Origin of the sequence: Streptomyces longhuiensis, assembly GCF_020616555.1 — a bacterium.
Lineage (GTDB): Bacteria > Actinomycetota > Actinomycetes > Streptomycetales > Streptomycetaceae > Streptomyces > Streptomyces longhuiensis.
In genome coordinates, this window is sequence record NZ_CP085173.1 from 2393372 (window position 1) to 2418987 (window position 25616).

A 25616-nucleotide genomic window follows, 5' to 3' on the forward strand; every position below is an offset into this window, starting at 1 on the left:
CTCAGACGGACCGCTGGTACGAGCGGAAGGTGCGGGTCGACAGCCACACCGCCCCGACGGCCAGCACGAGGAGCGCCCCGCCGCGGGTCAGCACGTCGCTCCAGTCCGGGTGGTCGGACATCGCCGAACGGCCCGCGACCATCGCCCAGTTGAGCGGGTTGAAGTCGGCTGTGTGCCGCATCCACGACGGCATCTGCGACGGCGCCATGAACGCGGAGGACAGGAAGGTCAGCGGGAGCAACAGGAACGTGTTGATCCCGATGATCGACTCCCGCTCCCTGACCAGCATGCCCAGCGCGTTCGACAGCGCGCCGAACACCGTGCCGAGGAGCACCGCGGCGGCGACGAGGATGAGCACTCCGCCCGCCCCGCCCGGCAGTTCGGCCCCGCCGAGAAGGCCGAGCAGCACGATGACGACGGACTGGAGCGCGGTGACCAGACCGTTGCTCACCACATTGCCGTTCATCAGGGCGCCTCGGCTCACCGGTGTGGTGAGGAACCGGTTGAGCGTGCCGCGCTGGATCTCGTCGAGCGTCGCCATGCCCGCCCACATGTTGGAGCTGAGCGCGCTCATCACGACGACGCCGGGGATGAGGTAGTCGAGATAGGTCGTGGTCCCGAACCCGCCCAGCTCGACGACCTTCTTGAACAGGTTGCCGAACAGGAACAGCCAGACCACCGGCTGGATCAGGGTGATCAGCAGATACGCGGGCTGACGCAGGAACACCATGAGCTGACGCTGCGTCATGAACCAGGTCTGCGGGATCGCGGTACTCATCGGGCACCTCCGGCGGGGGCGAGGGCGTCGGCGGCGGACGCGTCGAGGGTGGCGGCCTGCGCCTCGGAGTAGCGGCGGCCTGCGTAGCGGAGATAGACGTCGTCGAGCGAGGGGCGGGCCACGGTGGCGGCCGTGACCGCTACGCCCGCCCGCTCCAGCGCGCCGAGCAGGGCGGGCACGGCGGCGGCCCCGTCGTCGGCGCGGACACTGACGCGCCGGCCGTCGAACTGGGTCTCGCGCACGCCCGGCAGCGCGGCGAGCGCGCCCTCCAGCAGCGTGCGGCCCGCGTCCGGGACGGGGGCGTACAGCTCCAGGTGGACGGCGTCCCCGCGCAGTTCACCCTTGAGGCCGTCGGGGGTGCCCTCGACGACGACATGGCCGCGGTCGACGACGGCGATGCGCTCGGCGAGCCGGTCGGCCTCTTCGAGGTAGTGCGTGGTGAGCAGGATGGACAGGCCCTCGTCGCCCGCGAGGCGCGCGATCTCGTCCCACATCGCGGTGCGGGCCTCCGGGTCGAGGCCGGTGGTGGGCTCGTCGAGGAAGAGCACCTCGGGCCGGTGGACGAGGCCGAGCGCCACGTCGAGGCGGCGCTGCATGCCGCCCGAGTAGCCCTTGACCTGGCGTCCGGCGGCGTCGGAGAGACGGAAGCGGTCGAGGAGTTCGGCAACGCGCCGGTTCAGGTCCGCTCCGCGCAGGCCGTAGAGCCTGCCCTGGAGCTGGAGGTTCTCGCGGCCGGTGGCGACGGGGTCGGCGCCGGACTTCTGGGCGACGACACCGATGGCGCGGCGCACCCGGTCGGGGTGCCGCAGCACGTCGTGGCCCGCGACGGTGGCGGTCCCGGAGTCGGGGCGGGCGAGGGTGGTGAGGATCTTGACGGTGGTGGACTTCCCTGCGCCGTTCGGGCCGAGCAGGCCGAAGACGGTGCCGGGTTCCACGGAGATGTCCATGCCGCTGAGCGCGGTGACATCGCCGGGATAGGTCTTGACGAGTTGACGCGCCTGCACTGCGGGCGCACGGGTGCTCATGACGACGGCTCTCCTGTGTGAGCGGACGACGGTGGATCCGCTCGCGGGTGTGAGCGGATGACGGCCGATCCACGTGAAGAGCGCCGGGCTATCCTGGGTGTGCCGCACCTCGATCGCCTGGCTCGCCGCACGGTGGGTCGGTCCGGGGTTCGAGACCCTGGCGGGACTGCTGCAACAGTCCTGCCGGGGTCTGTTTGTCTCTCTCGGCCTGCTTCTCTCCGGGTCCCTCTTCTCTTCCTGCGGCCGAGCCCCACCGGCTTCCGAGTGGGTCACCGGCTCACGCACGGGCCACCGGCTTCCGTGTGGATCACCGGTCGGGGCGGGTTTCCTCCAACTCGGCGAATTCCGGAGGGATTTCACCGGTCTCGTGGAACGTCCGCCACTGTCCGACGCCGTCGAGCGTGCCGTCCTTGACCTCCCGCAGGAAGCCCCGGATCCACTCGGCCTGCGCCTCGACCATGTGCAGCTGATACTCGGTCTCCACGAGGAAGATCCGCGGCAGCGTCTCGTACAGCTTCATGAGTCCACCGCGTGCGCTCGCCGCCTGGACCTCGAGCGAGGCGAGGCGCTCCTCCAGCAGTCGCGTCACCTCGTCGGGGTGTATGACCCCCATGAGGGAGAGCGCCGTCTCGAAGATCGGGTACTCCCGCGCGGGCACGGCGAGCAGGTCGGAGAGCCACTCGAGCGCTTCCTCCCGGCCGTCGTCGGTGATCCCGTAGAGCGTGCGCTCCGGCCGGTTCCCCTGCCGCTGCACGTCCGCGACCTCGACGAAGCCGTGCTTCTCCAGATTCTGGACGACCGTGTAGAGCGAGCCGTAGTTGATCTTCGTCGTGGTGTCCTTGCCACGCCGGCGCAGGGTCTGCGCGATCTCGTACGGGTGCATGGGCTTCTCCATGAGCAGCACCATCACCGCGAGGGCCAGCGGATTGCCCAGCTTGCGCCGCTTCGTGGCCACGGACCTCACCTCACCCCTCGCACCCGACACCCCGTATCCGAATATCCGTAGCCGAACATATCGCGATAGACCATCGGCGTCAACACACGATGTATCGCGAATGAGGCGGGTGCACAAGAGGCGCGGACCTCGGCGCGGGGATCCGGTGGGGGTGCGCCCGATACGGCCGCGTCACGCCTCCGGTCGGCGGTCGCCCTGCACGCGCGCGTGGAGGTGGCAGTCGTGCCAGCCGTCCGCGTGCAGGAGCGCGCTGCGCTTCGTGCCCTCCAGGGCGAACCCCGACTTGAGGGCGACCCGGCAGGACGCCATGTTGCCGACGGCGTGCTGGAGTTCGAGGCGGTGGAAGCCGATCTCGTCGAGCGCCCAGCGGGACAGCGCGGCGACGGCGCGCGGGGCGACACCGGCGCCCCGCGCCGCGGGCAGGACCCAGTACGCGACCTCGGCCAGCCCCTCGTGCAGAGACAGGTAGCGCAGCGCCGTGCGGCCCACCACCTCGCCGGTGTCCGCCGCGGCGAGGGCCCAGCTGGCCCTCTGCTCGACGTCCCAGGCGTCCCGCCACTCGTTCATCCAGCCGCGCGCCTCGTCCTCGGACTCCGCGACGCGGGCGTGCCAGCGCTGGATCGTAGGGTCGCGGAACGCCGCGTACACGGCGGGCACGTCGTCGTCCCGCCAGGGCCTGAGGACGAGGCCGCCCTCGGCCTCGATGGTGGGCTGAGGGCCGCGGGCGAGCGCGCCGGTGGCCAGGACCTGCGGAATCGTGATCGGCATGGGCCCCATCCTGCCCCCGGCGGCCCGCCTCCGTCCGTGGTTCCCGGGGACCCGCGGCCGCCCGTAGGCTGGGCCGCGATGAGACGTAAGCGGCGCATTCCGCCCTCCCCGCTGCCGCAGCGCGACGGCATCGACGCCTTCCGGGTCATGCTGCCGCTCGACGGCGCCTGGAGCACGGTGCGCGACCATCTCGTGGAGCGGCTCGCGGCCGGGCCCGAGATGATCGACGCGATGCTGCGCGAGGGACGGATCGTGGGCGCGGACGGGGCCGCGGTGACGGCGGACGCGCCGTACGCGCCGGGCGCCTGGATGTGGTTCCACCGCGACCTGGCGCCCGAGGTGCCGGTGCCGTTCCCCATCGGGATCGTGTACCGCGACGAGCACATCGTCGTCGCCGACAAGCCGCACTTCCTGGCGACGACGCCGCGCGGCAGCCACGTCACCGAGACCGCGCTGGCGCGCCTGCGGCGGGAGTTGGGCCTGCCCGCGCTCGGGCCGGCGCACCGGCTCGACCGGCTCACCGCGGGCCTCGTCCTGTTCGTCGTCCGGTCCGAGGAACGCGGCGCGTACCAGACTCTGTTCGGCGACAAGCTCGTACGCAAGGAGTACGAGGCGGTGGCCGCCCACGACCCGGGAATCGCTCTGCCGAGGACCGTGCGCAGCCGGATCGAGAAGGAGCGCGGGGTGCTCGCCGCGCGCGAAGTGCCGGGCGCGGAGCCGAACGCGGAGAGCCGGATCGAGCTCGTCGAGCGGCGCGGCGGGCTCGGCCGCTACCGGCTGCTCCCCCACACCGGCCGCACCCACCAGCTGCGCGTCCACATGAACGCGCTCGGCCTGCCGATCCTCGGCGACCCGATCTACCCGGTGATCGCCGACGAGGTGGCGCCGGACGACTTCCGCCGCCCGCTCCAACTCCTCGCCCGGACCCTGGAGTTCAGGGATCCGGTGACGGGCCGGGAGCACCGCTTCGAGAGCGGGCGGACGCTCGACGCCTGGTCGGCGTACGAGGAGTGGGCGGGCGGCGGGCCGACGGCGCCCGCGCACCCCTCGTAACGCCTGGGCGCTGCCCGGTCAGTAGCCGCGCCACCAGCGCAGGAAACGCCGCCAGGCGCCCTGCGGCGGTGCGGCGGGCTCCGGGAACGCTGCGGGCGGCTGCTGCTGCGGCTGGGGGGCGGGCGCCGGAGCGGGGGCGGGCGCCGGCGGGGCGTGCGTCGACACCTGCCATTCGTCGCGCGGCTCCGGGACCGGCCGGATGCCGGGCTTGGCGACGACGTCCTGCGGCGGGCGCGGCTCGAACTTCACCGGCAGCTCCACCAGGTGCTGCGAGAGGATCGAGGAGCGCCAGCGCAACTCGTGCTCGTGCACCGAGAGTTCGACGTCGGGAAGGCGCATCAGGAGCGCGTCGACACCGATGTCGGCGATGGCGCGGCCGATGTCCTGTCCGGGACACTCGTGCGGTCCGCCGCCGAAGGCGAGGTGCGAGCGGTTGCCCTGCATGTTGGCGGACAGGTCGGGCCGTACGACGGGGTCGACGTTGCCGGGCGCGATGCCGAAGATCAGGCCGTCACCCCGGCGGATGTGCCGGCCGCCGAGCTCGGTGTCCTCCTTGGCGAAGTAGCCGACCATGGCGCTGAACGGCGGCTCGTCCCACAGGGACTGCTCGACCGCCTCGGGCACGGTCATCTGGCCGCCGTTGAGCTGGGCACGGAAGCGCGGGTCGGTGAGGACCACGCGCAGCACGTTCGCAATGAGGTTGGCCGTCGCCTCGTACGCGGCGATCAGGACGAGGCGCAGGTGCTGGGCCACCTCGTCGTCGTCGAGCGCGGCGGGCTGGGCGATGAGGTGACTGGTGAAGTCGGCCTCGGGGTGGGCACGGCGGCGGGCGGTGAGCCTGGTGAGGACGCCCATGATGTATTCGTTGCTCGCGATGGCGGTCTCGGTGCCCTTGATCATGTCGCGGGCGGCCTGCACCATCCGCTCGTTGTACTCCTCGGGCATGCCGAAGATCCGGCACATCACCATCATCGGCAGATGCTCGGCGAACTGGCTGACGACGTCCGCCTCGCCGGTCTCGCAGATCTTGTTGACCAGTTCGTTCGCGGCGCGGTTGATGAAGCGCCGCAGGCCCCGGGCCTCGATGGTGCCGATCGCCCCCGTGACCGCGCCGCGCAGCCGCTGGTGGTCGGCGCCCTCGGCGAAGCTGCAGATGGGCTGCCAGCTGAAGACGGGCGCGAGGGGGTTGGTGGGGGTGACACTGCCGTCGAGGACGGCGTTCCAGTGGCGCGCGTCGCGGTTGAACTGGGAGGTCGAGCGGACCATGTGCAGGTTCTCGCTGTGCCCGAGGACCGCCCACATCGGCACGTCGTCGTGGATCAGGACGGGGGCGACGGGGCCGTGTTCGGCGCGCAGCTTCTCGTACACGGCCGCGAGGTCGTCGTCCGCCTCGGGACCGTAGAGCCGGCGCAGGCCGCCGGGGCCCAGGGCGTGGGCCGGGCAGCCGGGCGGTGGACTGAGCGCGGCCTCGTCCGTGCCGGCGTGGGAGTGGGAGGGAGTCGTCACGGTGATCGCTCCGGTGTGTGGAAAGTCTGTGTGGAAAAGGCTGTGTCGAAGAAAGGGCGGCCGGCGCCGGCCGGGTCAGACGCGGGCGAGCGCCAGTTCGTGCAGATAGCGCATCAGCGTCATCAGGACGTCCCGGCTTGAGGCGCGGCGCCGGGCGTCGCACTCGAGGATCGGGACGTCCGGGTCGAGGTCGAGTGCCTGGCGCAGTTCGTCGGCGGGGTAGCGCGGGCCGTCGGGGAAGGCGTTGTTGGCGATGACGAACGGCACGCCGCGCTCCTCCAGGCGCCCGATCACGTCGAAGCTGACTTCGAGGCGGCGGGTGTCGATGAGCACGACGGCGCCGAGCGCGCCCTCGAACAGGCCGTTCCACAGGAACCAGAAGCGCTCCTGGCCCGGGGTGCCGAAGAGGTAGAGCACCAGCTCGTCCGTGATGCTGATGCGTCCGAAGTCCATGGCGACCGTGGTGGCGGTCTTCGTCTCGGAGCCGTAGTTGTCGTCGACTCCGATGCCCGCCTGGGTCATGGTCTCTTCGGTGGTGAGCGGCCTGATCTCGCTGACGGATCCCACCATCGTGGTCTTGCCCACGCCGAAGCCGCCCACGATGACGACCTTCACCGCGGCCGTGACCGTGTCGGGCAGATGGTCCTCGCTCCGGGGCCCCGGAATGTGGGGTCCGTCCCGGAGCGTGTCAGAGCTTTTGAAGTCCATGCATCACCGCTTCGAGGAGGGAACGGTCGGCTACGGCGCCGCGGATGACGGGGGCGCGCGCCTGGACCAGTTCGGCCGCGAGGAGTTCGCCGAGCAGCACGGTGACCACGCTGAACGGCAGACTGAGGTAGGCCGAGATCTCGGCCGTGGACAGGGGTGACTTGCACAGCCGTAACAGGGCTGCCTGTTCGGGCGGGGCCGCGGGCGGGGGGTCCGCGCGCGCGACGATCAGGGTGACCAGGTCGAGCGGCGCGCGCTCGGCCCCCTCGCTGCCACCGGTGATCGTGTACAGGCGTTCGGGGTTGGCGCCCTTGCCGTCCGGCCCGCGGCGTTCGCGCTGCGGCGGCTCCGCCCGGGAGGGTTGCGGGGGATGCGTCATACGGTCTGCCCGTTGCGCCGGGGCGGACTGGTGAGGTGTGCGCCGATGCGTACGACGAGGTCGCGCATGCGGTTGCTGATGAGTCCGGCGTCCACGTGGGCGTCGGCGAGGACCGCGAGGTACGCGCCCTTGCCCGCGGCCATGAGGTAGAAGAACCCACCGCTGACCTCGATGATGACCATGCTCATCCGGCCGTCGCTGTCCGGGATCTCGCTGGCCACCGCGGTGGCGAGGCTCTGGAGTCCGGCGCAGGCGGCGGCGATGCGGTCGGCCGCGTCGGGGTCTCCGCCGTAGCGGGCGATGCGCAGGCCGTCCGCGGAGAGCACCACGACCTGCCGGGTCTGAGGCACGCCGTCGGCGAGCTCCTTGAGCATCCAGTCGAAGTTTGCCCTTTGCTGGATCACTGACGGTCTCCCTCGTCGACCTGCTGGTTGGTCCCGGTGGGCTCGCCCGACGCGTCGCCCTGCCCGTCACCCTTGAGCCCGTTCATGAACGCCTCGACCCACAGGCCCGGTTCGGGCTGGTCCGGCTTCTCGGGTTCGGCCTCGGAGGCCGGCACCGGGATGGGCGTCCACTGCGGGGGCTGGTCCGCGCGCGGCGCCGCCCCGCCGCCGTTCTCGGGCGCCCTGGGCGTCACGATGATCTGCTGGTCGATGACCTTCGTGTCGACCTTCCTGCGGCGCTGCGGAAGTCCGTTGGCGCGCCACTCGGTGACGACGGGGACGTCGTCCTCCATGGCGGCCATCAGCGGTGCGGAGGGGCGGGGTCCCGTGGTGGGGCGGCGCAGCTTCTTCTTGCGGGGCTCCTCCACGATGGGCTCGCCGTCGTTGTTGACGCGAGGCACACCGGAGGCGCCGATGCCGTGCGCGAGGCCGGGCGCGGGATCGGTCGTGATCATGATCCGCGGCACGATGAGGACGGCGCGGACGCCGCCGTACGCGGACTGGCGCAACGCGATCTGCATGTCGTACATCTGCGAGAGCCGGCCGACGACGGCCATGCCGAGGCGGGGGTTCTCGCCGAGGTCGTTGAGGTCGATACCGGCCTTGGCGCGGGCGAGCATCTCCTCGGCGCGGCCGCGGGCCTCCTCGCTGAGGCTGACGCCGCCGTCCTCGATCTCGATGGCGATGCCGGTCTGCACCTCGACCGCGGTGACGTGCACCTTGGTCTGCGGCGGCGAGTAGCGCGTCGCGTTGTCCATGAGCTCGGCGAGCGCGTGGATGAGCGGCTCGACGGAGATGCCGCGGATGGCGACCTTGGCGATCGAGTGCAGCTCGATGCGGGGATATTCGAGGATGCGCGACATGGCGCCGCGCAGCACGCTGTAGAGCGGCACCGGCCGGGGCCACTGGCGGCCGGGGCGGGCGCCGCCGAGGACGGTGATGGAGTCGGCGAGCCGGCCGATCAGCGCGGTGCCGTGGTCGATGCGCAGGAGGTCGTCGAAGACCTCGGGGTTGCGGCCGTGGTCCTCCTCCATCTCGCGCAGTTCGGCGTTCTGCTTGTGCACGATGGACTGGACGCGGCGCGCGATGGAGACGAAGGCGCGCTGCGCGGCGTCGCGCATGTTCTCCTCGCGGTCGATGAGGTCGAGCACCTCGGCCATCAACCTGCGCTGCGCTTGGGGCAGTTGGGAGTGCGCGGGGTCACTCTCGACGACGACCTTGACGGCTTCCGAGGCCGTGTCGCCGGAGCGCAGCCGGTACAGGGACTCGGGCAGCAGATACCTGGCCATCCACTGGGCCTCGTCGTCACGGGCGGCGAGACTGCGTTCCAGATGCTCGACGTGGCGGGCGGACTGGGCCCGCTCCCATTTGATCGTGCGGCCGCGGCGTACCACCTCGGCGGCCACCAGGATCAGCAGGAGCGTGGCGAAGCCGCCGCACAGGGCGACGGCGAGCCGCGCGGGCTGCGCCACCACCGCGACGGCGGCTCCGGTCGCCGCGGCCATGGCCACGGCGGGCAGCAACAGCACGCGTGTGTAGGGGATCTCTCGGCCACCGGGAGGCGATTGAACACTCACCATGTATGCCCTCTGAACGGTCGGATCGGGGAAATGTGTGGTTACGGGGACGTGCCGACGTGCGCGTGGGGGGATGAACTCGAACCATCTACAAGATTGGGAACAAACGCACGAATATGTGCCAACTCGGTGCGCTGCGGGCGAGCTTAGTCCCGTGGGATCACCGCTGTGTCATATTCCGCAAGCACCTGAAATGGCCGGACGGGAGGAATACACTCGGCCCCATTTGCACGCTCAGCGGCGGCTCGCACACATGGAGTGATCACGTCCGCCCGTGCGAAATCCCCGTCACGGAAAGGCTGTTGGGCCCTCGGTGCGTGACGCGTGTGAGGTCAGGGGCCCGCGGTGCGCGGGTCCGCGCCCGCGGCCGTCGCGGCGACGACCGGGGCGACGACCGGTACGGAGCATTCGGGATCGGGGCGGTGCACGAGAATGACGCCTTCGGTCAGCCCGAGGAACACATGGGTACGCGGGGACAGTTCACCCTCCGCACATGCACGCCCTGATCGGTGGCGGCAGCAACTACCCGTGGATTTCGTTGAGTTCGGCACGAACGGACACGGACGGCATGACCGTCATGGAATCGCGTACGGCCTGTGTCCCCGCGCCCGTCAGGGCGCGGGGAACGGCGCGACCGGTCACCACCGGCCGCCCTCTAACCGACGGACGAGTACGCCACCACGCCGCGCCGCAACGCGTCCACGGCCTTGCGGGCGTTCTTGGCGACCGTGTCCCCGTCTCCCGCTCCGGAGACGGACGGCGCCGCGGCCGCGATCTGGCCGAGCACGTCGATGACCTGCTTGCACCAGCGCACGAAGTCACCGGCGGGCATGTCCGCCTCGCGCAGAACCTCGTCGAGGCCCTTGCCGGACGCCCACTGGTGCGCGGCCCAGGCGAAGCCCAGATCGGGTTCGCGCTGGCCGACGCCCTCGGTCTGGCTGATCTTGAACTCTTCCTCCAGGGCGTCGAGCCGGCCCCAGATGCGGACCATCTCACCGAGCGCCGCCTTGGCCTTGCCGGACGGCAGCTTGGGCGCGAGCGCGTCGTCGGCGGCGCGGGCCTCGAACACCAACGCCGAGACGCACGCGGCCAGTTCGGCCGGGCTGAGGCCTTCCCAGACCCCGTCGCGCAGGCACTCGCTGGCGAGCAGGTCGAGCTCGCCGTACAGACGCGCGAGGCGCTTGCCGTTCTGCGTGACCTCGTCGCCGCGCAGATAGTCCATCTCGGTCAGCAGGGCCACGATGCGGTCGAAGGTGCGGGCGATCGTGTTCGTCCGGCCCTCGATGCGGCGCTCCAGCTGTTGCGTGTCGCGCCGCAGCCGGTAGTAGCGCTCGGCCCAGCGGGCGTGGTCCTCGCGCTCGTCGCAGCCGTGACAGGGATGGGCGCGCAGTTCGGCGCGCAGCCGCGTGATCTCACGGTCGTCGGCCGCCGCCGCGCGGCCCCTGCGATGCCGGTCGGGCACGATGTGGCCGGCCTTGGTGCGCAGCGCGGACGCGAGGTCCCGCCGCGACTGGGGCGAGCGCGCGTTGAAGGACTTGGGGATCCGCATCCGCTCCAGCGCCTCGACGGGCACCGGGAAGTCGATCGACGCGAGCCGCTTGACCTGGCGCTCGGCGGTCAGGACCAGCGGGCGCGGTCCGTCGTGCTGCTCGAAGCCACGGTGTCCGTTCGACCGGCCGGCCGGGAGGCCGGGGTCGAGGACGAGCGCGAGCCCGGCGAACTTGCCGGAGGGGACGTGGATGACGTCGCCCGGCTTGAGCTTCTCCAGGGCGGCGGCCGCCGCGGCGCGCCGCTGGGCCGCACCCTGCTTGGCGAGGTCCGTCTCGCGGTCCTTGAGCTCGCGGCGCAGCCGCGCGTACTCCTCGAAGTCTCCCAAGTGGCAGGTCATGGAGGCCTTGTAGCCGTCCAGGCCCTCCTCGTTGCGCTGGACCTGGCGGGAGATCCCGACGACCGACTTGTCGGCCTGGAACTGCGCGAAGGACGTCTCGAGCAGCTCGCGCGAGCGGTGCCGGCCGAACTGCTCGACCAGATTCACCGCCATGTTGTAGGACGGCTTGAAGCTGGAGCGCAGCGGGTACGTGCGCGTGCCCGCGAGTCCCGCGAGGTGCTCGGGGCTGAAGCCGCGCTGCCACAGGACGACCGCGTGGCCCTCGACGTCGATGCCACGCCGACCGGCCCGGCCGGTGAGCTGGGTGTACTCGCCGGGCGTGATGTCGGCGTGCTGCTCGCCGTTCCACTTGACGAGCTTCTCCAGCACGACGGACCTGGCCGGCATGTTGATGCCGAGCGCCAGGGTCTCCGTCGCGAAGACGGCCTTCACGAGGCCGCGTACGAACAGCTCCTCGACGACCTCCTTGAACGTCGGCAGCATGCCCGCGTGGTGGGCGGCGATGCCGCGCTCCAGGCCTTCGAGCCACTCGAAGTAGCCGAGGACGTGCAGGTCCTCGTCGGGGATCGCGGCCGTGCGCTCCTCGACGATCGCGCGGACGCGGGCGCGGGCCTCGTCGTCGTTGAGCCGCAGGCCCGCGTACAGGCACTGCTGTACGGCGGCCTCGCAGGCGGCGCGGCTGAAGATGAACGTGATCGCGGGCAGGAGCCCCTCGCTGTCGAGGCGCTCGATGACCTCGGGGCGGCCGGGCGTCCAGATCCGGGAGCGCTGTCGGCGCTCGCGCTCGCGGTCCGCCTCGCGCACCATCTTGCCCTTGCGGCGGTCGCGCGGGTTGTACGAGCGGCTGGCCTCCATGCGGGCCATGCGCGTCAGGTCCGGGTTGACGGCCTTCTTGCGGCCCTCGCCCTCCTCGAAGAGGTCGTACATCCGGCGCCCGGCGAGCACGTGCTGGAACAGGGGTACGGGCCGGTGCTCGGAGACGATCACTTCGGTGTCGCCTCGCACGGTGTCGAGCCAGTCGCCGAACTCCTCCGCGTTCGACACGGTCGCCGAGAGGGAGACCAGGGTGACGGACTCCGGGAGGTGGATGATCACCTCTTCCCAGACGGCGCCGCGGAAGCGGTCGGAGAGGTAGTGCACCTCGTCCATGACCACGTAGCCGAGGCCGAGGAGGGTCTGCGAGCCCGCGTACAGCATGTTCCGCAGGACCTCGGTGGTCATGACGACCACCGGAGCGTCCGCGTTCACGCTGTTGTCGCCGGTCAGCAGGCCGACCTTGTCGGCTCCGTACCGCCTGGCGAGGTCGGCGTACTTCTGGTTCGACAACGCCTTGATGGGTGTCGTGTAGAAGCACTTCTTGCCCTGCTGGAGGGCCAGGTGGACGGCGAACTCGCCGACGATCGTCTTGCCGGAGCCGGTGGGCGCGGCCACCAGGACGCCCTTGCCCGTCTCGAGAGCCTGACACGCCTCGATCTGGAAGGGGTCGAGGCCGAAGTCGTACATCTCGCGGAAATCGGCGAGCGCGGTGGCCTGCTCGGCAGCGCGCTTACGTGCTGCCGCGTACCGCTCGGCCGGTGAGAGGTCCTCTGTCATCGTGCTTTCGAGACTACCGGCCACCACTGACAACGGACGATCTTTATTGTGATCGGCCCCTTTTCGGATCGGAGCGCCACGAGTTCCGGGCCCGGGGCCCATCTCCAGGGCCGGGGCCCACGATCTCCGGGCGTCAGGGCCCTACGACCAGCGCGGCCCGCGGCACGCACTCGACGGTCAGGGGCAGGCTTCCGAGCGGCTCCCCGTCGGCGTACCCGGTGATCCCCTCCGCAGCCAGTTCGACCTTCTTCGCGCGGTGGACGGTGACCACGGGGTGGTCGAGGTGGGTCCCCTTGTAGACGCGCGGGAAGACCTTGAGCAGCGTCGCCCGTGAGCAGTCTCCGACGACCGTGATGTCGAAGAGTCCGTCCGTCATGTCGGCACCGGCACAGATCTTCATGCCACCGCCGTACGACGTCCCGTTCCCCACGGCGACGAGCGTGGCCTCGACCTCCAGCGCGGGGCCGTCGTCCAGGGTGATCCGGTACGGGATGGGCTTGAACGCGGCGAGTTCGGCGACGATCGCGAGGTCGTACTTGAAGCGGCCGCCGGGCCAGCGCATCCGGTTGCCCCGGTCGTTGACCCGGGAGTCGAACCCCGAGGCCAGGACGGTGCCGAACCAGTGTCCGTCGGCCCGCCCCAGGTCGAGCTCGCGTATCCGCGAGCCCTTGAGGGCGTCGGCGACGAGGGCGCCTGCCGCCGCCGGGTCGCGCACGGGCAGTCCGAGGGAGCGGGCGAAGTCGTTTCCCGTCCCGACGGCGATCACGCCGAGCGGGGTGCGGGTGCCCGCGACCGCCTGGAGCGCGAGGTTGGCCATGCCGTCACCGCCGACGGCTATGAGCGCTCCGGTGCCGTCGTGGACCGCGGCACGCGCGCGCGTGAGCGCGTCGCCGGCGTCCTCCCCGACGACCGTACGCACGGAGAAACCGGCCGCCCGCAACGCGGAAGCGGCCGGCTGCGCCGCCTGGGCGCCCCGGCCGCGCCCGGCGGTGGGATTGACGAAGAGGGTGATCTCGCTGGTCACGGGCGGACCTTACAAGATCGTGCCGCCCTGTCAGGTCACGTCGTCATAACCGTTGACCCGGTCATGGTCCGAGCTCGCCTGCTCGGGCAGCGCGTTGCCGGCCGAGACGGGCTCGGGGGTGAGGTCCAGGTTCGAGGCCTCGTCGTCGTCCAGGTCCTCGTGGTCCCTGGCCTTGCGGCGGTCGTTGAGCAGGGAGAAACCGGCGGCCGCGAAGTAGAGGACCCAGATGGGTCCGGCGAGCGCCAACATGCTCAGCGGGTCGGTGCTGGGCGTGGCCACGGCCGCGAAGACCGTGATGCCCATGATCATGCCGCGCCACCAGCCGATCATCCGCTTGCCCGTGATCACCCCGGTGAGGTTGAGCATCACGAGGAGCAGCGGCAGCTCGAAGGAGAGCCCGAAGACGACCACCATGCGCGTGATCAGGTCCAGGAGATCGTCCAGCGGCAGCTGGTTGTCGACACCGCCCGGCGAGAAGTCGAGCAGCACCCTCGCCATCGTGGGGAGGGTCTTGTACGCGAAGAAGGCGCCGCACAGGAACAGCGGGAAGCCGGTGGCGACGAAAGCCGTCGCGTACTTCTTCTCGTGCCGGTGCAGGCCGGGCGCGACGAAGCCCCACAGCTGGTACAGCCAGACCGGCGACGCGAGCACGACACCCGCCATCAGCGAGATCTTCAGCGCGAGCGTGAACGGCGTCAGCAGACCGTTGAGCACGATCCGCGCGCACGTCTCGTCGTGCTGTCCCTTGTTCGCCTGCTCCGCGAGCTCGGCGAAGCTCGACTTGCAGCCCACCGAGTCCAGCACCGGATTGGTGAAGAACTCGATGATGTCCTTGTAGAAGAAGGCGGCGACGATCGTGACGACGACGATGGCCAGCAGGGCCTTCGTGAGCCGGTTGCGTAGCTCACGCAGGTGTTCCGCGAGCGGCATCCGCCCCTCGGGATCCTTCTCCGTCTTGCGGGCAGACTTGAGCAACCCACGTCCTCATCTCGTGCGACAGGCCGCCTTCGCGGGGCGGCCCGGGATCAGCGCTGCGAAGTCTGGTCGGTCGGCTCGGTGACCGGGCGGCCGCCTGTCACGTCACCGGGGGCGGCCTTGATCGTGCGCTGCGCCGGGGTCTGCCCGTCGTGCTGCGGCGGGTCGGCCGGAGCGGTCTGCTGGCCGTCGGACTTCATCGCCTTGGCCTCGCTCTTGAGGATGCGGGCCGACTTGCCCAGCGAGCGCGCCATGTCCGGAAGCTTCTTCGCGCCGAACAGCAGGACGATGACGACGAGGATCAGAATGATCTCAGGGGCGCCGATCTTTCCGAACATAAGCGTTTACCTTCTCACCGAGGCGGCAGGGGCGGGGCTGCCGGTACAGGTCGGACTGATGTCCGACCACCGTGCTGGCAGCGATCGTATCCCGCGGGGGTGAACAGGGGGCAATCCCTCTGCGTACTCCCAGTTGCGGTCCGCGCCTCGCTCGACGGGCCGCGCCTCGCAGCGTACCCGCCCGTCCCGGCAACCGGACAGGGCACAGGGGTAAAGCGCTTTCCAGCATGTCTCCCCCGTCACACTCGGCGGGTCCTGCGATCAGAGAAGCTCGCGGCTCGCGCGGGCCGTTCCGGTCGCCGCCCGCTCCAGGTCCTCCGCCGCGCGGTTGATCTGCTGCGTGGTGTCGGCGACTTGGCGCCCGAGGCGCTGCGCCTCGACAAAGACCTTGACCGCGAGTACGCCGAGCACGGCGAGTCCCACGAACCCCACAGCAATCGCCAGCATCGCCCAGAACATGCGCCGAGCCTAGACGGTCTGGTGGAGGCGGAGCGTGCTCACCCCTCCGCCGGTGAGGAGTTCGATGATCCGCTCCCCGGCCGGCTTACGTACGGCGGCGCCGCACTCGGGGCAGGTGAACGAGTAGAACGTGGTGCGGCGGGTGGCACCGATCGCCAGGCGCAGGGCTCCTGCGGAGAGTTCGAACCGCTCACGGCAGTCGGGGCAGGCGGCCTTGAAGAGCACCGGACCCACCACTGCGGACAATCCACCCATTTCGACCATCCCAGATTTTTCAGAACTTCCCGAACTTCTGGCGCCCCCGGGCCGTACCGCGGTCAACGGCACGCCCACCCTTCTCGCCCCGGCCGCGCGCGTGAGGGTCGTCACGGACCCGCCCGCGGCCAACGGCGCTACCCCTGCCCGTCGTACGCGGCCAGCGCCTCCCCGGCGGCCTGCCGCGCACTCTCGGCGAGCCCGAGCGGCGAGACGATGCGCCCGTCGCGGCCGAGCCGGAGCGCGAGCCGCCTCAGCGACGACGGGTCCGGCGTGCGCAGCGTGATCCGCAGGCCGCCGTCCGCCAACTCCTCGGCGCTGTCGTGCGGGTAGTACTCCGCGACCCAGCGTCCGCCGGGACCGACCTCGACCACGACCTCCGGGTCCTCGGCCGCGGGCTGCACGAGCCCCTCGGACAGGTCCCGCAGTTCGATCTCCGGCGGCGCGGACGGCTCGTCCAGGATCCGGATCTCGGCGACCCGGTCGAGGCGGAAGGTGCGCCGCGCCTCGGAGCGCCGGCACCAGGCCTCCACGTAGGTGTGGCCGACGCTCACCAGGCGGATGGGGTCGATCTCCCGCTCGGTGAGCTCGTCGCGGGCCGGGGAGTAGTAGCGGATCCACAGCCGGCGCCGCTCCGAGATCGCCCGGTCGACGTCGGCGAAGACGCCGCCCTCGGACTCGAAGGTCACCGAGAGCCGGGCGCTCGCCCCGGCCGCCTCGCCCGCCGCGGCCTCCAGCTTGGCGGTGGCCCGAAGGAGCGCGAGCCGGTCGCTCTCCCTGAGGCCGGGCAGTGTGGACACGGCGCGCGCGGCGACGAGCAGCGCCGTCGCCTCGTCGGCGGCGAGCCGCAGCGGCGCGGCGACGTCGTCCGGGTTGTGCCACCAGATGCGGTCGCCGTCCGTGTCGATGTCGAGGAGGTCGCCCCCACGGAAGCTCGTCCCGCACAGCGGCAGGATGTCGAGGTCCGAGATCAGCTCGTCCTCGGTGATCCCGAAGGCGCGGGCGACATCCTCGACGCGTGCTCCGGGGCGCTCCCGCAGATACGTCACGAGGGACAGCATCCGCCGGGTCTGGTCGATGGCGTTCGTGGCCATTGGTCCTCGTTCCCCTCAGCCCTTGGCCACGGCACGCAGCCGGTCGACGACCTCGGCCCGCAGCTCGGCGGGTTCGAGCACGACCACATCGGGCCCGAACTCGACCAGCCAGGCGTCGAGCCCGTGTCCGTAAGGAATCTCCAGCTCGTCCCAGCCGTCGCCGAGGTCGCGTACGGCCGAGGCCTTGGCGCGCAGCGGATAGCCGGAGCCGGTGCGCAGCCTGATCAGGGCCGTGCGGTCGGCGGTCTCGCCGGCCCAGCCCGCGACGGTCTCGCGGACGGTCACGACGTCGGGCACGTCGGCGGTGAAGCGGCCGGCCCGGGAGCGGACCTTGCCGGTGATGCGGGAGAGCCGGAAGACGCGCTCGGCGCCGCGGTCGCGGTCCCAGCCGGCGAGGTACCAGTGGCCGCGCCAGCACTCCAGCGCCCACGGCTCGACATGCCGCTGCTCGGGCCGCGCGGCGGTGGCCTTGCGGTAGTCGAAGACGACGGGCCGCCGGTCGCGGCAGGCCAGCATCAGGGGTTCGAAGGACGCCTCGTGCGCGGGGATACGGGGTTCGAGGGCCGAGTGCGCCTCGTACGGGTCGACGTCCTCGGGGAGTCCCGCGGCCCGCAGCTTCTGCAGGGCTCCGCTGGCGGCGCCGGCGAGACGGGCCTGCTGCCAGACCTTCGCGGCGAGACCCAGCGCGGCGGCCTCCTCGGCGTCGAGGGTGACGGGCGGCAGCCGGTTGCTGTCGCGGCGGGCGAGATAGCCGACCTCCCCGTCGAGGTTCTCCACGGTCGCGATCACCAGGCCGAGCTCGCGCAGGTCGTCCTTGTCGCGCTCGAACATCCGGTTGAAGCTGTCGTCGGAATTGGCTTCCAGGTAGGCCTCGATGGAACCGCGCAGCTCACGCTTGCTGAGCGGGCGTCCCGTCCCGAGCAGACACAGCGCCAGATTCATCAGCCGCTCGGCCTTCGCAATGGCCATCGACGCCCTACGTCCTCTCTTCGAGAGCCCTCTGGCTCTCCCCCATCCGAACGTCGACCGTACCGCTCCGGGGTGTCGTGGCAAAAGCCGAGGGCCCATGCCAGGAGGCATGGGCCCTCGGTTGACCGCTTGCGGTCACAGCCTGATCAGACGGCGACCGCGTCGTTGTCGATCAGACGCCGACCAGGTCGCAGACGAAGATCAGCGTCTCGCCGGGGGCGATCACGCCGCCGCCGGCGCCACGGTCGCCGTAGGCGAGGTGGGCGGGGATCGTCAGCCGGCGGCGGCCGCCGACCTTCATGCCCTGGATGCCCTTGTCCCAGCCGGTGATGACCTGGCCGGCGCCGAGCTGGAACTCCAGCGGGTTGCCGCGGTTCCAGGAGGCGTCGAACTCCTCGCCGGTGGAGAAGGCCACGCCCACGTAGTGGACCTTGACGTAGTCGCCGGGCTTGGCGACGGCGCCGTCACCCTCCCAGATCTCCTTGATCTCCAGGTCAGCCGGCGGCTGGCCCTCGGGGAAGTCGATCTCGGGCTTCTCGATGCTCACGTCTCTTGCTCCTGCTGCTAAACGGTTGGGCAACCCGGACAGTCTTGCATCCCGCAGGGTCAGGACGTGGCCAGGATGTCGACGACGAACACGAGCGTCGAGTTGGCCGGGAGCGTGTCGCCCTTGGCCTGCTTCCCGTAGGCCTGGTCGGCCGGGATCACCAGCAGGACGCGGTCGCCCACGTGCTTGCCGACGAGACCCTTGTCCCAGCCCGGGATGACCTGGCCCGCGCCGATGACCGTGGTGAAGGGCTGGCCGGTGTTCCACGAGGAGTCGAAGAGCGTGGCCTTCGGCTTGCCCTCGTTGATCTTCCAGGCGGCACCGCTGTACTGCATGGTGACCGTCTTGCCGCTCTTGACCTCGGGGCCCTTGCCCTGGATCAGGACCTGGTCGACCAGCTTCTTCGGCGGGTCGTTCTTCGGCACGGAGATCGTCGCGGGCTCCGGCTTGTCGGCCTTGATCTGCGGCAGGTTCGACGGGATGGACGCCTGCGTGCCCGTCGCCATCTTCGGGGTGACCTTGCCGACGTCGATCGCGAAGACCAGCGTGTCGGTGCCGGTGACGCCCGCCTGCTGGTTGCCCTGGCTGCCGAAGCCGGCGGCGGGCGGCGCCACGACGAGGACGCGGCTGCCTTCCTTCTGGCCGACCAGGGCGTCCGCGAACGCCGGGATGACGGACTTCGAGCCCGCGGTGATCATCTGCGGGCTGCCGCCCTGCTGGTAGGAGCTGCCGAGGTCCTTGCCGCTCTTCCAGACCTTGCCGGTGAAGTTCATCGACACCAGGTCGTCCTTCTTGACCACGGCGCCGTGACCCTGCGACAGCGTGTGCACGACGAACTTGCCGCTCGGCTCGGCCTTCGGCACGGTGATCTTCGCCTGCTTGCCGATGGCGCCGCTGATCTCCGGCATGGGCGAAGCCGAGTCGACGGGCTTGGGCGCGGCCGCCTCGGCCTTGGGCGAGGGAGACGCCGAGTCCGCCTTGTCCGTGTCGCTCTTCTTGTTGTCATCACCCCCGCACGCCGTCGCGGTCAGCGCCAGAGCCGGGACGATGAGCAGAGCAGCAAGTCGGCGTCGCACAGTGATCCTCAGGTTGCGGGTTACGTGAGTACGGTCCAGCCACTGTAGGCCCTCACGTCACTGACCCGGGGTACCGCACACGCACCAAAGAGCCCCGTACGTAGATCACGTACGGGGCTCCGGGTCGACGGTGAGCGGGTCGTCCTACATTCCAGCGATCAGCTTCTCCACCCGGTCGTCCACCGACCGGAAGGGGTCCTTGCACAGCACCGTCCGCTGCGCCTGGTCGTTCAGCTTCAGGTGCACCCAGTCGACCGTGAAGTCACGGCGCTGTTCCTGGGCCCTGCGGATGAAGTCGCCCCGCAGCCGAGCGCGCGTGGTCTGCGGCGGCACCGACTTGCCCTCGAAGATCTTGAGGTCGTTGCAGATGCGGGCCGCCTGTCCCTTCCTCTCCAGAAGGTAGTAGAGGCCCCTGCGGCGGTGGATGTCGTGATACGCGAGGTCTATCTGCGCGACCCGCGGATGCGACATGGTCATGTTGTGCTTGGCCCGGTACCGCTCGATGAGCTTGTACTTCATCACCCAGTCGATCTCGGTGCCGATCCGGTCGAGGTCCTCGGCCTCGATCGAGTCGAGAACGCGGCCCCACAGTTCGAGGACCTGCTCGACGGTGCCGGTGCGGATCCCGCGGCGCTCGCAGAAGTCCACGGCCTTCTCGTAGTACTCGCGCTGCACCTCGAGGGCGGATGCCTCGCGGCCGCTGGCCAGACGCACCTTGCGCCGGCCGGTGATGTCGTGGCTGACCTCGCGGATGGCCCGGATCGGGTTCTCCAGTGTGAGGTCACGCATGACCGTGCCGGCCTCGATCATGCGGAGCACGAGGTCGGTGGCGCCCACCTTGAGGAGCATCGTCGTCTCGGACATGTTCGAGTCGCCGACGATGACGTGCAGACGCCGGTAGCGCTCGGCGTCCGCGTGCGGTTCGTCGCGGGTGTTGATGATGGGGCGGGAACGCGTGGTCGCGGAGGACACGCCCTCCCAGATGTGCTCGGCGCGCTGGCTCACGCAGTACACGGCGCCGCGCGGAGTCTGCAGCACCTTGCCCGCGCCACACAGCAGTTGCCGTGTGACCAGGAACGGAATGAGGATGTCCGCGAGTCGCGAGAACTCCCCGTGACGGGCCACCAGATAGTTCTCGTGGCAGCCGTAGGAGTTTCCCGCCGAGTCCGTGTTGTTCTTGAAGAGATAGACGTCGCCCGCGATTCCCTCCTCGTGCAGGCGGCGTTCGGCGTCGACGAGCAGGCCTTCCAGAATGCGCTCGCCCGCTTTGTCGTGCGTGACCAACTCGGTCACGTTGTCACATTCGGGAGTTGCATATTCCGGATGTGACCCGACATCGAGATAGAGGCGGGCGCCGTTCCGCAGAAAGACATTGCTGCTGCGGCCCCATGACACGACACGGCGGAAGAGGTACCGCGCCACCTCGTCAGGAGACAGGCGGCGCTGTCCCCTAAACGTACATGTGACGCCGTACTCGTTCTCCAGCCCGAAAATGCGGCGGTCCATGAGTGAACATTACGCCTGATGCCCTGTACTGAAACCGGGTTCGACAGCACCGTTTCGATCATTTTCCGATGAGCCCGCGACACGCCCGGCGCCACGGGGAGCTGCGAGGACCCGTCCGGTGGCGAGGAGGACGAGCAGAGCGGCCACGCCCGCGGCTCCGGGAACGGCGAAGCCCCACACCGTGCCGCCCCACTCGACGACCGGTCCGGCGGCGGCGGTTCCGATCGACGTACCCACCGTGAACGTCGTCACGAGCCACGAGAACGCCTCCGTCACCGTGCCCCGCGGCGCGTGCCGGTCGACGATGATGAACGCGCAGGCGATCGACGGGGCGAGGAACACCCCCGCGAGCGCCGTCAGGGCCGTCATGGCCACCACGCCCGGCATCAGCACCAACGGCACGTAGAAGAGGGCCAGCAGGGCCACCAGCCACCGCAGCCGCCGCTCGGGGACACCGGCCCACTGCCGCGCCCCGTACACCGAGCCACCGGCCAGCGCGCCGAGCCCGAGCGCCGCCATCAGCCAGCCGTACGTCACGTCGCCGCCGTGTCCGTCCGCGTACGAGACGCCCGCCACCGTGATCGAGCCCAGCGCCGTCCCGATGAACAGGAAGGCCCCGAGGAGCGCGAGGAGTCCGGGCGAGCGCAGGGCGCCCAGCCAGTGCGCCTCGCGCGGCGCCGAGCGCCACGCGCGCGACGGCTGCGACACGACCACCGACAGCGCGCCGAGCACGCCGACGACGTTCAGAACGATGAGCGCGGCCTGCGCCGACCACAGCGAAACGCACACAGTGACGAGCAACGGCCCGACGGTGAACATGACTTCCTGCGCCACGGCGTCCATCGCGTACGCGGTGTGCACCTGGTCCTCGCGCGGCAGCACGTTCGGCCACAGCGCGCGCAGCCCGCCCTCGAGGGGCGGGGTGAACAGGCCGGCCGCGCCCACGGCGGCGTACGCGAGCGCCGGTGACCCGGTCCCGGCGCAGGCGAAGACGGTCATGGCCAGGGCCGAGGCCAGCGCTGCCGGGAGTTGCACTCGCGGCTGTCCTCGCAGGTCCACGAGCCGGCCGAGCAGCGGCTGGCCCACCGCGTTGGAGACGCCGTACACCGCGGCGAGCGCCCCGGCCAGGCTGTACGTGCCGCCCTCGGCCCGCACGAACAGCACGATCGCGATGGCGGCCGTCGCGTTCGGCAGGCGCCCCACCAGGGTGCCCGCCAGCAGCCGCGCCGCGTGCCGCGCCTTGAGGATCTCCGCATAACCCGCGGCCATCGCCCGCCCTCTCGCCGCCCCGAGGCGCCCTAGGTTTTACGTATAACGTCGAGGGTCATACGTACCATGTCCGCAGACCACGGGTCCACCCGAGGGCCCCGCCGCACACCCCACGGAGGCATGAGTGACGACCGGGTCAGACGAGACGGCCCCCGCGCGTCCCACCAGCCGCGACGTCGCCCGCGCCGCCGGAGTCTCCCAGGCCGCCGTCTCCCTCGTGCTCGGCGACAAATGGCGCGGCCGCGTCGCCGAAGCCACCGCCGAACGCGTCCGCGCCGCCGCCCGCGACCTCGGCTACCGCCCCAACCTCGCCGCCCGCAATCTGCGCCTCGGCCGCACCCGCACGGCCCTCCTCGTGGTCCCCGCCCTCACCAACGAGTTCTTCGCCGGCGTCTACACCGGCGCCGCCCGCGTCGCCGCGGAACACGGCTTCGGCGTCGTGCTCTACCCCTCCCCCGAAGGCATCGGCCCCGCGCGCGACCCCTTCGACTCCGCACGCGCGGCCCTCGACGGCGTCCTCGCCTCCTCCATGGCCTCCGACGCCGTCACCGCCATCCGCGGCGGCGGACTCCCCCTCGTCATGCTCGACAGCGACCCCGACGACACGGCGGGCACCGGCGGCGCGGCCACCGTCAACCTCGACATCGCCGACGGGATGCGCCAGGTGACGGACCATCTGCTGGCCCTCGGCCACCGCCGGTTCCTGCACCTCGCCTCGGCCGTGCCCTCCTGGACCTTCGACGTGCGCGCCCACGAGCTCGCCGACCGCACGGCCCGCGTCCCCGAGACCCACGTGAGCACCGTGCGCTCGCCCCTGACGGTCGACGCCGCCCGCACCGCCGCGCAGGCCGCGCTCACCACCCCGGGACCCCGCCCCACCGCGATCGTCTGCGACGACGACAAGCTCGCCACCGGCGCCTACAAGGCCGCCCGCAGACTGGGCCTGCGCATCCCCGACGACCTCTCCGTCACCGGCTTCGACGACCTCTCGCTCGCCACCGCCGTCGAGCCCGAACTCACCACCGTCCGGCTGCCGGCGGAGCTCTTCGGCGAGCGGGGCATGGCCGCGCTCCTCGCCGTCCTGGACGGCCGCACCCCGGAAACCGGCGCGCTCCCCGTCGAGTTGGTCGTCCGCGGCTCCACGGCCGCGCCCGCGGCCTGAGACGACGAACGGCGCCCCGACCGCTTGCACGGTCGGGGCGCCGGACACCTCGGCAGGAAAGCCCTGCTCACTCCTCGTCGTCGGACTCCGTGTCACTGCTCTCCACCGGCTCGGCGGACGTCGCCGCACCGGCCTCGAGCAGCCGCGACAGCTGCGGCCCCACGATGCGCTTGAACTTCCGCTGCTGCGGGCGCGTGCGGTCGAGGACCGCCACCTCCAGCCGCTCCGCGGGGATCTCCCGCTCACTGCCGTTGGTGTCCCGCGACAGCGCCTGCACCGCCAGCTTCAGCGCCTGAGCGAGAGTCATCCCGTCCCGGTGGCGCTGATCCAGGTAGGTGCTGATCTGCTCCGCGTTCCCCCCGACCGCGACCGAGCCGTGCTCGTCGACGATCGAGCCGTCGTGCGGAAGGCGGTAGATCTGGTCGCCCTCGGGCTCGGACCCGACCTCGGCGACCACCAGCTCGACCTCGTACGGCTTCTCGGCGCTGCTCGAGAAGATCGTGCCCAGCGTCTGCGCGTACACGTTCGCCAGGCCACGCGCCGTCACATCGTCACGGTCGTAGGTGTAACCGCGCAGGTCGGCGTAGCGCACACCGCCGATCCGCAGGTTCTCGTACTCGTTGTACTTGCCGGCGGCGGCGAAGCCGATCCGGTCGTAGATCTCGCTGAACTTGTGCAGCGCGCGGGACGGGTTCTCGCCGACGAACACGATGCCATCGGCATACTGCAGCACAACCAGGCTGCGACCGCGGGCGATGCCCTTGCGGGCGTACTCCGCCCGGTCGGCCATGGCCTGCTGGGGTGAGACATAGAACGGCGTCGACACCGGCTGTCCGTCCCTTTCTGTCAGTGACTCAGTGACTCAAGTCTCGGGCGAATGGCGCTTCGGGCATGACGGATGCGTACCGGTCAGAGAAGCGCGGCCCGCGGGCCGTCGGGCTGCTCCAGCCGGCGCTCGAGGATGGAACGGGCGATCTGCGAACCCTCCTCGTCGGTGAGCCTGCGGAACCCGTCGTCCGTGATCACGGTGACGATCGGGTAGATCCGGCGCGCCACGTCGGGACCACCGGTCGCCGAGTCGTCGTCCGCCGCGTCGTACAGGGCCTGCACGACGAGCGTCGTGGCCTCCGGCTCCGTCAGATCGTCGCGGTAGAGCTTCTTCATCGCCCCACGCGCGAAGATCGAACCGGAGCCGGTCGCCGCGTACCCGTGCTCCTCGCTCCGCCCGCCCGTGACGTCGTACGAGAAGATGCGGCCCTTGCCGCGGTCCACGTCGTACCCCGCGAACAGCGGCACCACGGCCAGGCCCTGCATGGCCATGCCGAGGTTCGACCGGATCATGGTCGAGAGCCGGTTCGCCTTGCCCTCCAGCGACAGCTGGGCGCCTTCCACCTTCTCGAAGTGCTCCAGCTCCAGCTGGAAGAGCTTCACCATCTCCACGGCCAGACCGGCCGTACCGGCGATACCCACCGCCGAGTACTCGTCCGCCGGAAAGACCTTCTCGATGTCGCGCTGAGCGATCATGTTGCCCATGGTGGCCCGGCGGTCACCGGCGAGGACCACACCGCCGGGGAACGTGACGGACACGATCGTCGTGCCGTGCGGCGCCTCGATCGCGCCCTTCACCGGCAACGCGCGGTTCCCGGGCAGGATTTCCGGCTGATGCACGGACAGGAAGTCCACGAAGGACGAGGATCCAGGCGTCAGGAAGGCTGCTGGTAGACGCCCGGTGCTACGAGTGTTGGCTTCCACGCGATTCCTTCCACGTAGGCGGCGGCGCGACGGATGACGTCGGGACGAATGTCCCAACTTGCCGATGGCCGAATTGCAGTTGAAGCACAGTACGTCAGGGACCCTACCCGCGGAACGGCAGTGATCCACATCCGTGGCCGGGTGCTTGGGACGGCTTCGGTCGACGACCCGCCCGCCCCCGGCACCCCGGCCACGCCACCTTCAGTTCAAAGGTGGAACGAGCTACTCGCCGCCCTTTTGAACGAAGCTCCGCACGAAGTCCTCGGCGTTCTCCTCGAGGACGTCGTCGATCTCGTCCAGCACGGAGTCCACGTCGTCGCTCAGCTTCTCCTGGCGTTCCTTGAGGTCCTCGGAAGCCTGCGCGTCCTGCGCCTGCTCCTCGACCTCCTCGGTGGAACGCGTCGCCTTCTGCTGTCCGCCGCCGGTGTCCTTGGTCGCCATCTACCTCACCCCGCTCGGTTCGACGTTCTTGATCAGACCCTACAAGCCGGGTCCGACATCGGCCCCGCACTTCGTC

27 protein-coding genes and 1 pseudogene are annotated in these 25616 nt (G+C 70.6%); 2 read left to right on the forward strand and 26 right to left on the reverse strand.

All coding sequences use genetic code 11. The features are described 5' to 3' along the window. Position 1: 1 nt before the first annotated feature. The 4 genes from LGI35_RS11280 to LGI35_RS11295 form a co-directional block, all read right to left on the reverse strand. Positions 2 to 778, reverse strand: a complete 777-nt coding sequence (locus LGI35_RS11280) for an ABC transporter permease (protein ID WP_227293740.1) — start codon at positions 776 to 778, stop codon at positions 2 to 4. After that, on the reverse strand, positions 775 to 1803 hold the full coding sequence (locus LGI35_RS11285) for an ATP-binding cassette domain-containing protein (RefSeq protein WP_227293741.1): 1029 nt from the start codon (positions 1801 to 1803) through the stop codon (positions 775 to 777). The genes LGI35_RS11280 and LGI35_RS11285 overlap by 4 nt, the downstream gene beginning before the upstream one ends. A gap of 307 nt (positions 1804 to 2110) precedes the next feature. Then, on the reverse strand, positions 2111 to 2758 hold the full coding sequence (locus LGI35_RS11290) for a PadR family transcriptional regulator (protein ID WP_227293742.1): 648 nt from the start codon (positions 2756 to 2758) through the stop codon (positions 2111 to 2113). A 171-nt stretch (positions 2759 to 2929) separates the two neighbouring features. Next, positions 2930 to 3526, reverse strand: a complete 597-nt coding sequence (locus LGI35_RS11295) for a GNAT family N-acetyltransferase (RefSeq protein WP_227293743.1) — start codon at positions 3524 to 3526, stop codon at positions 2930 to 2932. Positions 3527 to 3604: 78 nt separating this feature from the next. Here LGI35_RS11295 and LGI35_RS11300 point away from each other — a divergent pair, with 78 nt between their 5' ends. Beyond that, positions 3605 to 4579, forward strand: a complete 975-nt coding sequence (locus tag LGI35_RS11300; RefSeq protein WP_227293744.1) for an RluA family pseudouridine synthase — start codon at positions 3605 to 3607, stop codon at positions 4577 to 4579. 18 nt (positions 4580 to 4597) lie between these two features. On the opposite strand, the gene LGI35_RS11305 is transcribed toward LGI35_RS11300, so the two are convergent. From LGI35_RS11305 to LGI35_RS11385, 18 genes are all read right to left on the reverse strand, one after another. After that, positions 4598 to 6085, reverse strand: a complete 1488-nt coding sequence (locus LGI35_RS11305) for a cytochrome P450 (protein ID WP_227293745.1) — start codon at positions 6083 to 6085, stop codon at positions 4598 to 4600. Positions 6086 to 6160: 75 nt separating this feature from the next. Then, a complete protein-coding gene (locus LGI35_RS11310; protein WP_116503155.1) occupies positions 6161 to 6793 on the reverse strand; it encodes a GTP-binding protein in 633 nt (210 codons plus the stop codon). Beyond that, complete coding sequence (locus LGI35_RS11315) at positions 6774 to 7172, reverse strand: DUF742 domain-containing protein (protein ID WP_227293746.1); 399 nt, start codon at positions 7170 to 7172, stop codon at positions 6774 to 6776. The genes LGI35_RS11310 and LGI35_RS11315 overlap by 20 nt, the downstream gene beginning before the upstream one ends. Continuing rightward, positions 7169 to 7576, reverse strand: coding sequence for a roadblock/LC7 domain-containing protein (locus LGI35_RS11320; RefSeq protein WP_100597102.1), 408 nt, complete (start codon positions 7574 to 7576; stop codon positions 7169 to 7171). The genes LGI35_RS11315 and LGI35_RS11320 overlap by 4 nt, the downstream gene beginning before the upstream one ends. Next, a complete protein-coding gene (locus tag LGI35_RS11325; protein ID WP_227293747.1) occupies positions 7573 to 9195 on the reverse strand; it encodes a sensor histidine kinase in 1623 nt (540 codons plus the stop codon). Before LGI35_RS11325 ends, LGI35_RS11320 begins: the two co-directional genes overlap by 4 nt. Before the next feature lie 329 nt (positions 9196 to 9524). Continuing rightward, positions 9525 to 9653: a hypothetical protein gene (locus tag LGI35_RS46085; protein ID WP_264484670.1), complete on the reverse strand. Its 129-nt coding sequence runs from the start codon at positions 9651 to 9653 to the stop codon at positions 9525 to 9527. A gap of 194 nt (positions 9654 to 9847) precedes the next feature. Next, positions 9848 to 12673 (reverse strand): DEAD/DEAH box helicase, encoded by a 2826-nt coding sequence (locus LGI35_RS11330; RefSeq protein ID WP_227293748.1) that lies wholly within the window; start codon positions 12671 to 12673, stop codon positions 9848 to 9850. A gap of 133 nt (positions 12674 to 12806) precedes the next feature. Then, entirely contained in the window at positions 12807 to 13697 is an 891-nt protein-coding gene (locus LGI35_RS11335) for a diacylglycerol kinase (RefSeq protein WP_227293749.1), read from the reverse strand. A gap of 30 nt (positions 13698 to 13727) precedes the next feature. After that, on the reverse strand, positions 13728 to 14672 hold the full coding sequence (tatC, locus tag LGI35_RS11340) for a twin-arginine translocase subunit TatC (protein ID WP_227293750.1): 945 nt from the start codon (positions 14670 to 14672) through the stop codon (positions 13728 to 13730). Between the two features lie 50 nt (positions 14673 to 14722). Then, the gene (gene tatA, locus LGI35_RS11345; protein ID WP_227293751.1) at positions 14723 to 15010 is read right to left on the reverse strand and encodes a Sec-independent protein translocase subunit TatA; all 288 of its coding nucleotides are present in this window, start codon (positions 15008 to 15010) and stop codon (positions 14723 to 14725) included. Between the two features lie 261 nt (positions 15011 to 15271). After that, a complete protein-coding gene (locus LGI35_RS11350) occupies positions 15272 to 15469 on the reverse strand; it encodes a hypothetical protein (RefSeq protein WP_227293752.1) in 198 nt (65 codons plus the stop codon). 9 nt (positions 15470 to 15478) lie between these two features. Further along, on the reverse strand, positions 15479 to 15724 hold the full coding sequence (locus LGI35_RS11355; protein WP_227293753.1) for a phage terminase large subunit family protein: 246 nt from the start codon (positions 15722 to 15724) through the stop codon (positions 15479 to 15481). Positions 15725 to 15861: 137 nt separating this feature from the next. Further along, positions 15862 to 16818 carry a helix-turn-helix transcriptional regulator gene (locus LGI35_RS11360; RefSeq protein ID WP_227293754.1) on the reverse strand — a complete coding sequence of 319 codons (957 nt, stop codon included), beginning with the start codon at positions 16816 to 16818 and terminating at the stop codon, positions 15862 to 15864. Positions 16819 to 16833: 15 nt separating this feature from the next. Further along, the gene (locus tag LGI35_RS11365) at positions 16834 to 17787 is read right to left on the reverse strand and encodes a helix-turn-helix transcriptional regulator (RefSeq protein ID WP_227293755.1); all 954 of its coding nucleotides are present in this window, start codon (positions 17785 to 17787) and stop codon (positions 16834 to 16836) included. Positions 17788 to 17959: 172 nt separating this feature from the next. Next, the gene (locus tag LGI35_RS11370) at positions 17960 to 18334 is read right to left on the reverse strand and encodes an FKBP-type peptidyl-prolyl cis-trans isomerase (protein WP_227293756.1); all 375 of its coding nucleotides are present in this window, start codon (positions 18332 to 18334) and stop codon (positions 17960 to 17962) included. A 59-nt stretch (positions 18335 to 18393) separates the two neighbouring features. Next, a complete protein-coding gene (locus LGI35_RS11375) occupies positions 18394 to 19410 on the reverse strand; it encodes an FKBP-type peptidyl-prolyl cis-trans isomerase (RefSeq protein ID WP_227293757.1) in 1017 nt (338 codons plus the stop codon). A gap of 144 nt (positions 19411 to 19554) precedes the next feature. Beyond that, a complete protein-coding gene (pafA, locus tag LGI35_RS11380) occupies positions 19555 to 20916 on the reverse strand; it encodes a Pup--protein ligase (RefSeq protein ID WP_030606492.1) in 1362 nt (453 codons plus the stop codon). 9 nt (positions 20917 to 20925) lie between these two features. Then, the gene (locus LGI35_RS11385; protein ID WP_227293758.1) at positions 20926 to 22185 is read right to left on the reverse strand and encodes an MFS transporter; all 1260 of its coding nucleotides are present in this window, start codon (positions 22183 to 22185) and stop codon (positions 20926 to 20928) included. Between the two features lie 124 nt (positions 22186 to 22309). Here LGI35_RS11385 and LGI35_RS11390 point away from each other — a divergent pair, with 124 nt between their 5' ends. Continuing rightward, positions 22310 to 23347, forward strand: coding sequence for a LacI family DNA-binding transcriptional regulator (locus tag LGI35_RS11390; protein WP_227293759.1), 1038 nt, complete (start codon positions 22310 to 22312; stop codon positions 23345 to 23347). A gap of 67 nt (positions 23348 to 23414) precedes the next feature. Here the strand turns inward: LGI35_RS11390 and prcA are convergent, their stop codons facing one another. The 4 genes and pseudogenes from prcA to LGI35_RS11410 form a co-directional block, all read right to left on the reverse strand. After that, entirely contained in the window at positions 23415 to 24173 is a 759-nt protein-coding gene (gene prcA / locus LGI35_RS11395) for a proteasome subunit alpha (RefSeq protein WP_227293760.1), read from the reverse strand. An 83-nt stretch (positions 24174 to 24256) separates the two neighbouring features. Next, positions 24257 to 25099 carry a proteasome subunit beta gene (prcB, locus tag LGI35_RS11400; protein WP_227293761.1) on the reverse strand — a complete coding sequence of 281 codons (843 nt, stop codon included), beginning with the start codon at positions 25097 to 25099 and terminating at the stop codon, positions 24257 to 24259. Continuing rightward, positions 25051 to 25246, reverse strand: a pseudogene (locus tag LGI35_RS11405) (endonuclease domain-containing protein); the annotation flags it as partial. The gene prcB and the pseudogene LGI35_RS11405, both read right to left, overlap by 49 nt. 75 nt (positions 25247 to 25321) lie before the next feature. Beyond that, positions 25322 to 25540: a ubiquitin-like protein Pup gene (locus LGI35_RS11410; RefSeq protein ID WP_011027899.1), complete on the reverse strand. Its 219-nt coding sequence runs from the start codon at positions 25538 to 25540 to the stop codon at positions 25322 to 25324. Positions 25541 to 25616: the final 76 nt, after the last annotated feature.

What these genes read in the sequence shown, in the direction of transcription:
- LGI35_RS11280 (WP_227293740.1), bottom strand. Translation starts at nt 778, where the DNA reads ATGAGTACCGCGATCCCGCAGACCTGGTTCATGACGCAGCGTCAGCTC.
- LGI35_RS11285 (WP_227293741.1), bottom strand. Translation starts at nt 1,803, where the DNA reads ATGAGCACCCGTGCGCCCGCAGTGCAGGCGCGTCAACTCGTCAAGACC.
- LGI35_RS11295 (WP_227293743.1), bottom strand. Translation starts at nt 3,526, where the DNA reads ATGCCGATCACGATTCCGCAGGTCCTGGCCACCGGCGCGCTCGCCCGC.
- LGI35_RS11300 (WP_227293744.1), top strand. Translation starts at nt 3,605, where the DNA reads ATGAGACGTAAGCGGCGCATTCCGCCCTCCCCGCTGCCGCAGCGCGAC.
- LGI35_RS11310 (WP_116503155.1), bottom strand. Translation starts at nt 6,793, where the DNA reads ATGGACTTCAAAAGCTCTGACACGCTCCGGGACGGACCCCACATTCCG.
- LGI35_RS11315 (WP_227293746.1), bottom strand. Translation starts at nt 7,172, where the DNA reads ATGACGCATCCCCCGCAACCCTCCCGGGCGGAGCCGCCGCAGCGCGAA.
- LGI35_RS11325 (WP_227293747.1), bottom strand. Translation starts at nt 9,195, where the DNA reads ATGGTGAGTGTTCAATCGCCTCCCGGTGGCCGAGAGATCCCCTACACA.
- LGI35_RS11330 (WP_227293748.1), bottom strand. Translation starts at nt 12,673, where the DNA reads ATGACAGAGGACCTCTCACCGGCCGAGCGGTACGCGGCAGCACGTAAG.
- tatA (WP_227293751.1), bottom strand. Translation starts at nt 15,010, where the DNA reads ATGTTCGGAAAGATCGGCGCCCCTGAGATCATTCTGATCCTCGTCGTC.
- LGI35_RS11350 (WP_227293752.1), bottom strand. Translation starts at nt 15,469, where the DNA reads ATGTTCTGGGCGATGCTGGCGATTGCTGTGGGGTTCGTGGGACTCGCC.
- LGI35_RS11355 (WP_227293753.1), bottom strand. Translation starts at nt 15,724, where the DNA reads ATGGGTGGATTGTCCGCAGTGGTGGGTCCGGTGCTCTTCAAGGCCGCC.
- LGI35_RS11360 (WP_227293754.1), bottom strand. Translation starts at nt 16,818, where the DNA reads ATGGCCACGAACGCCATCGACCAGACCCGGCGGATGCTGTCCCTCGTG.
- LGI35_RS11365 (WP_227293755.1), bottom strand. Translation starts at nt 17,787, where the DNA reads ATGGCCATTGCGAAGGCCGAGCGGCTGATGAATCTGGCGCTGTGTCTG.
- pafA (WP_030606492.1), bottom strand. Translation starts at nt 20,916, where the DNA reads ATGGACCGCCGCATTTTCGGGCTGGAGAACGAGTACGGCGTCACATGT.
- LGI35_RS11385 (WP_227293758.1), bottom strand. Translation starts at nt 22,185, where the DNA reads ATGGCCGCGGGTTATGCGGAGATCCTCAAGGCGCGGCACGCGGCGCGG.
- LGI35_RS11410 (WP_011027899.1), bottom strand. Translation starts at nt 25,540, where the DNA reads ATGGCGACCAAGGACACCGGCGGCGGACAGCAGAAGGCGACGCGTTCC.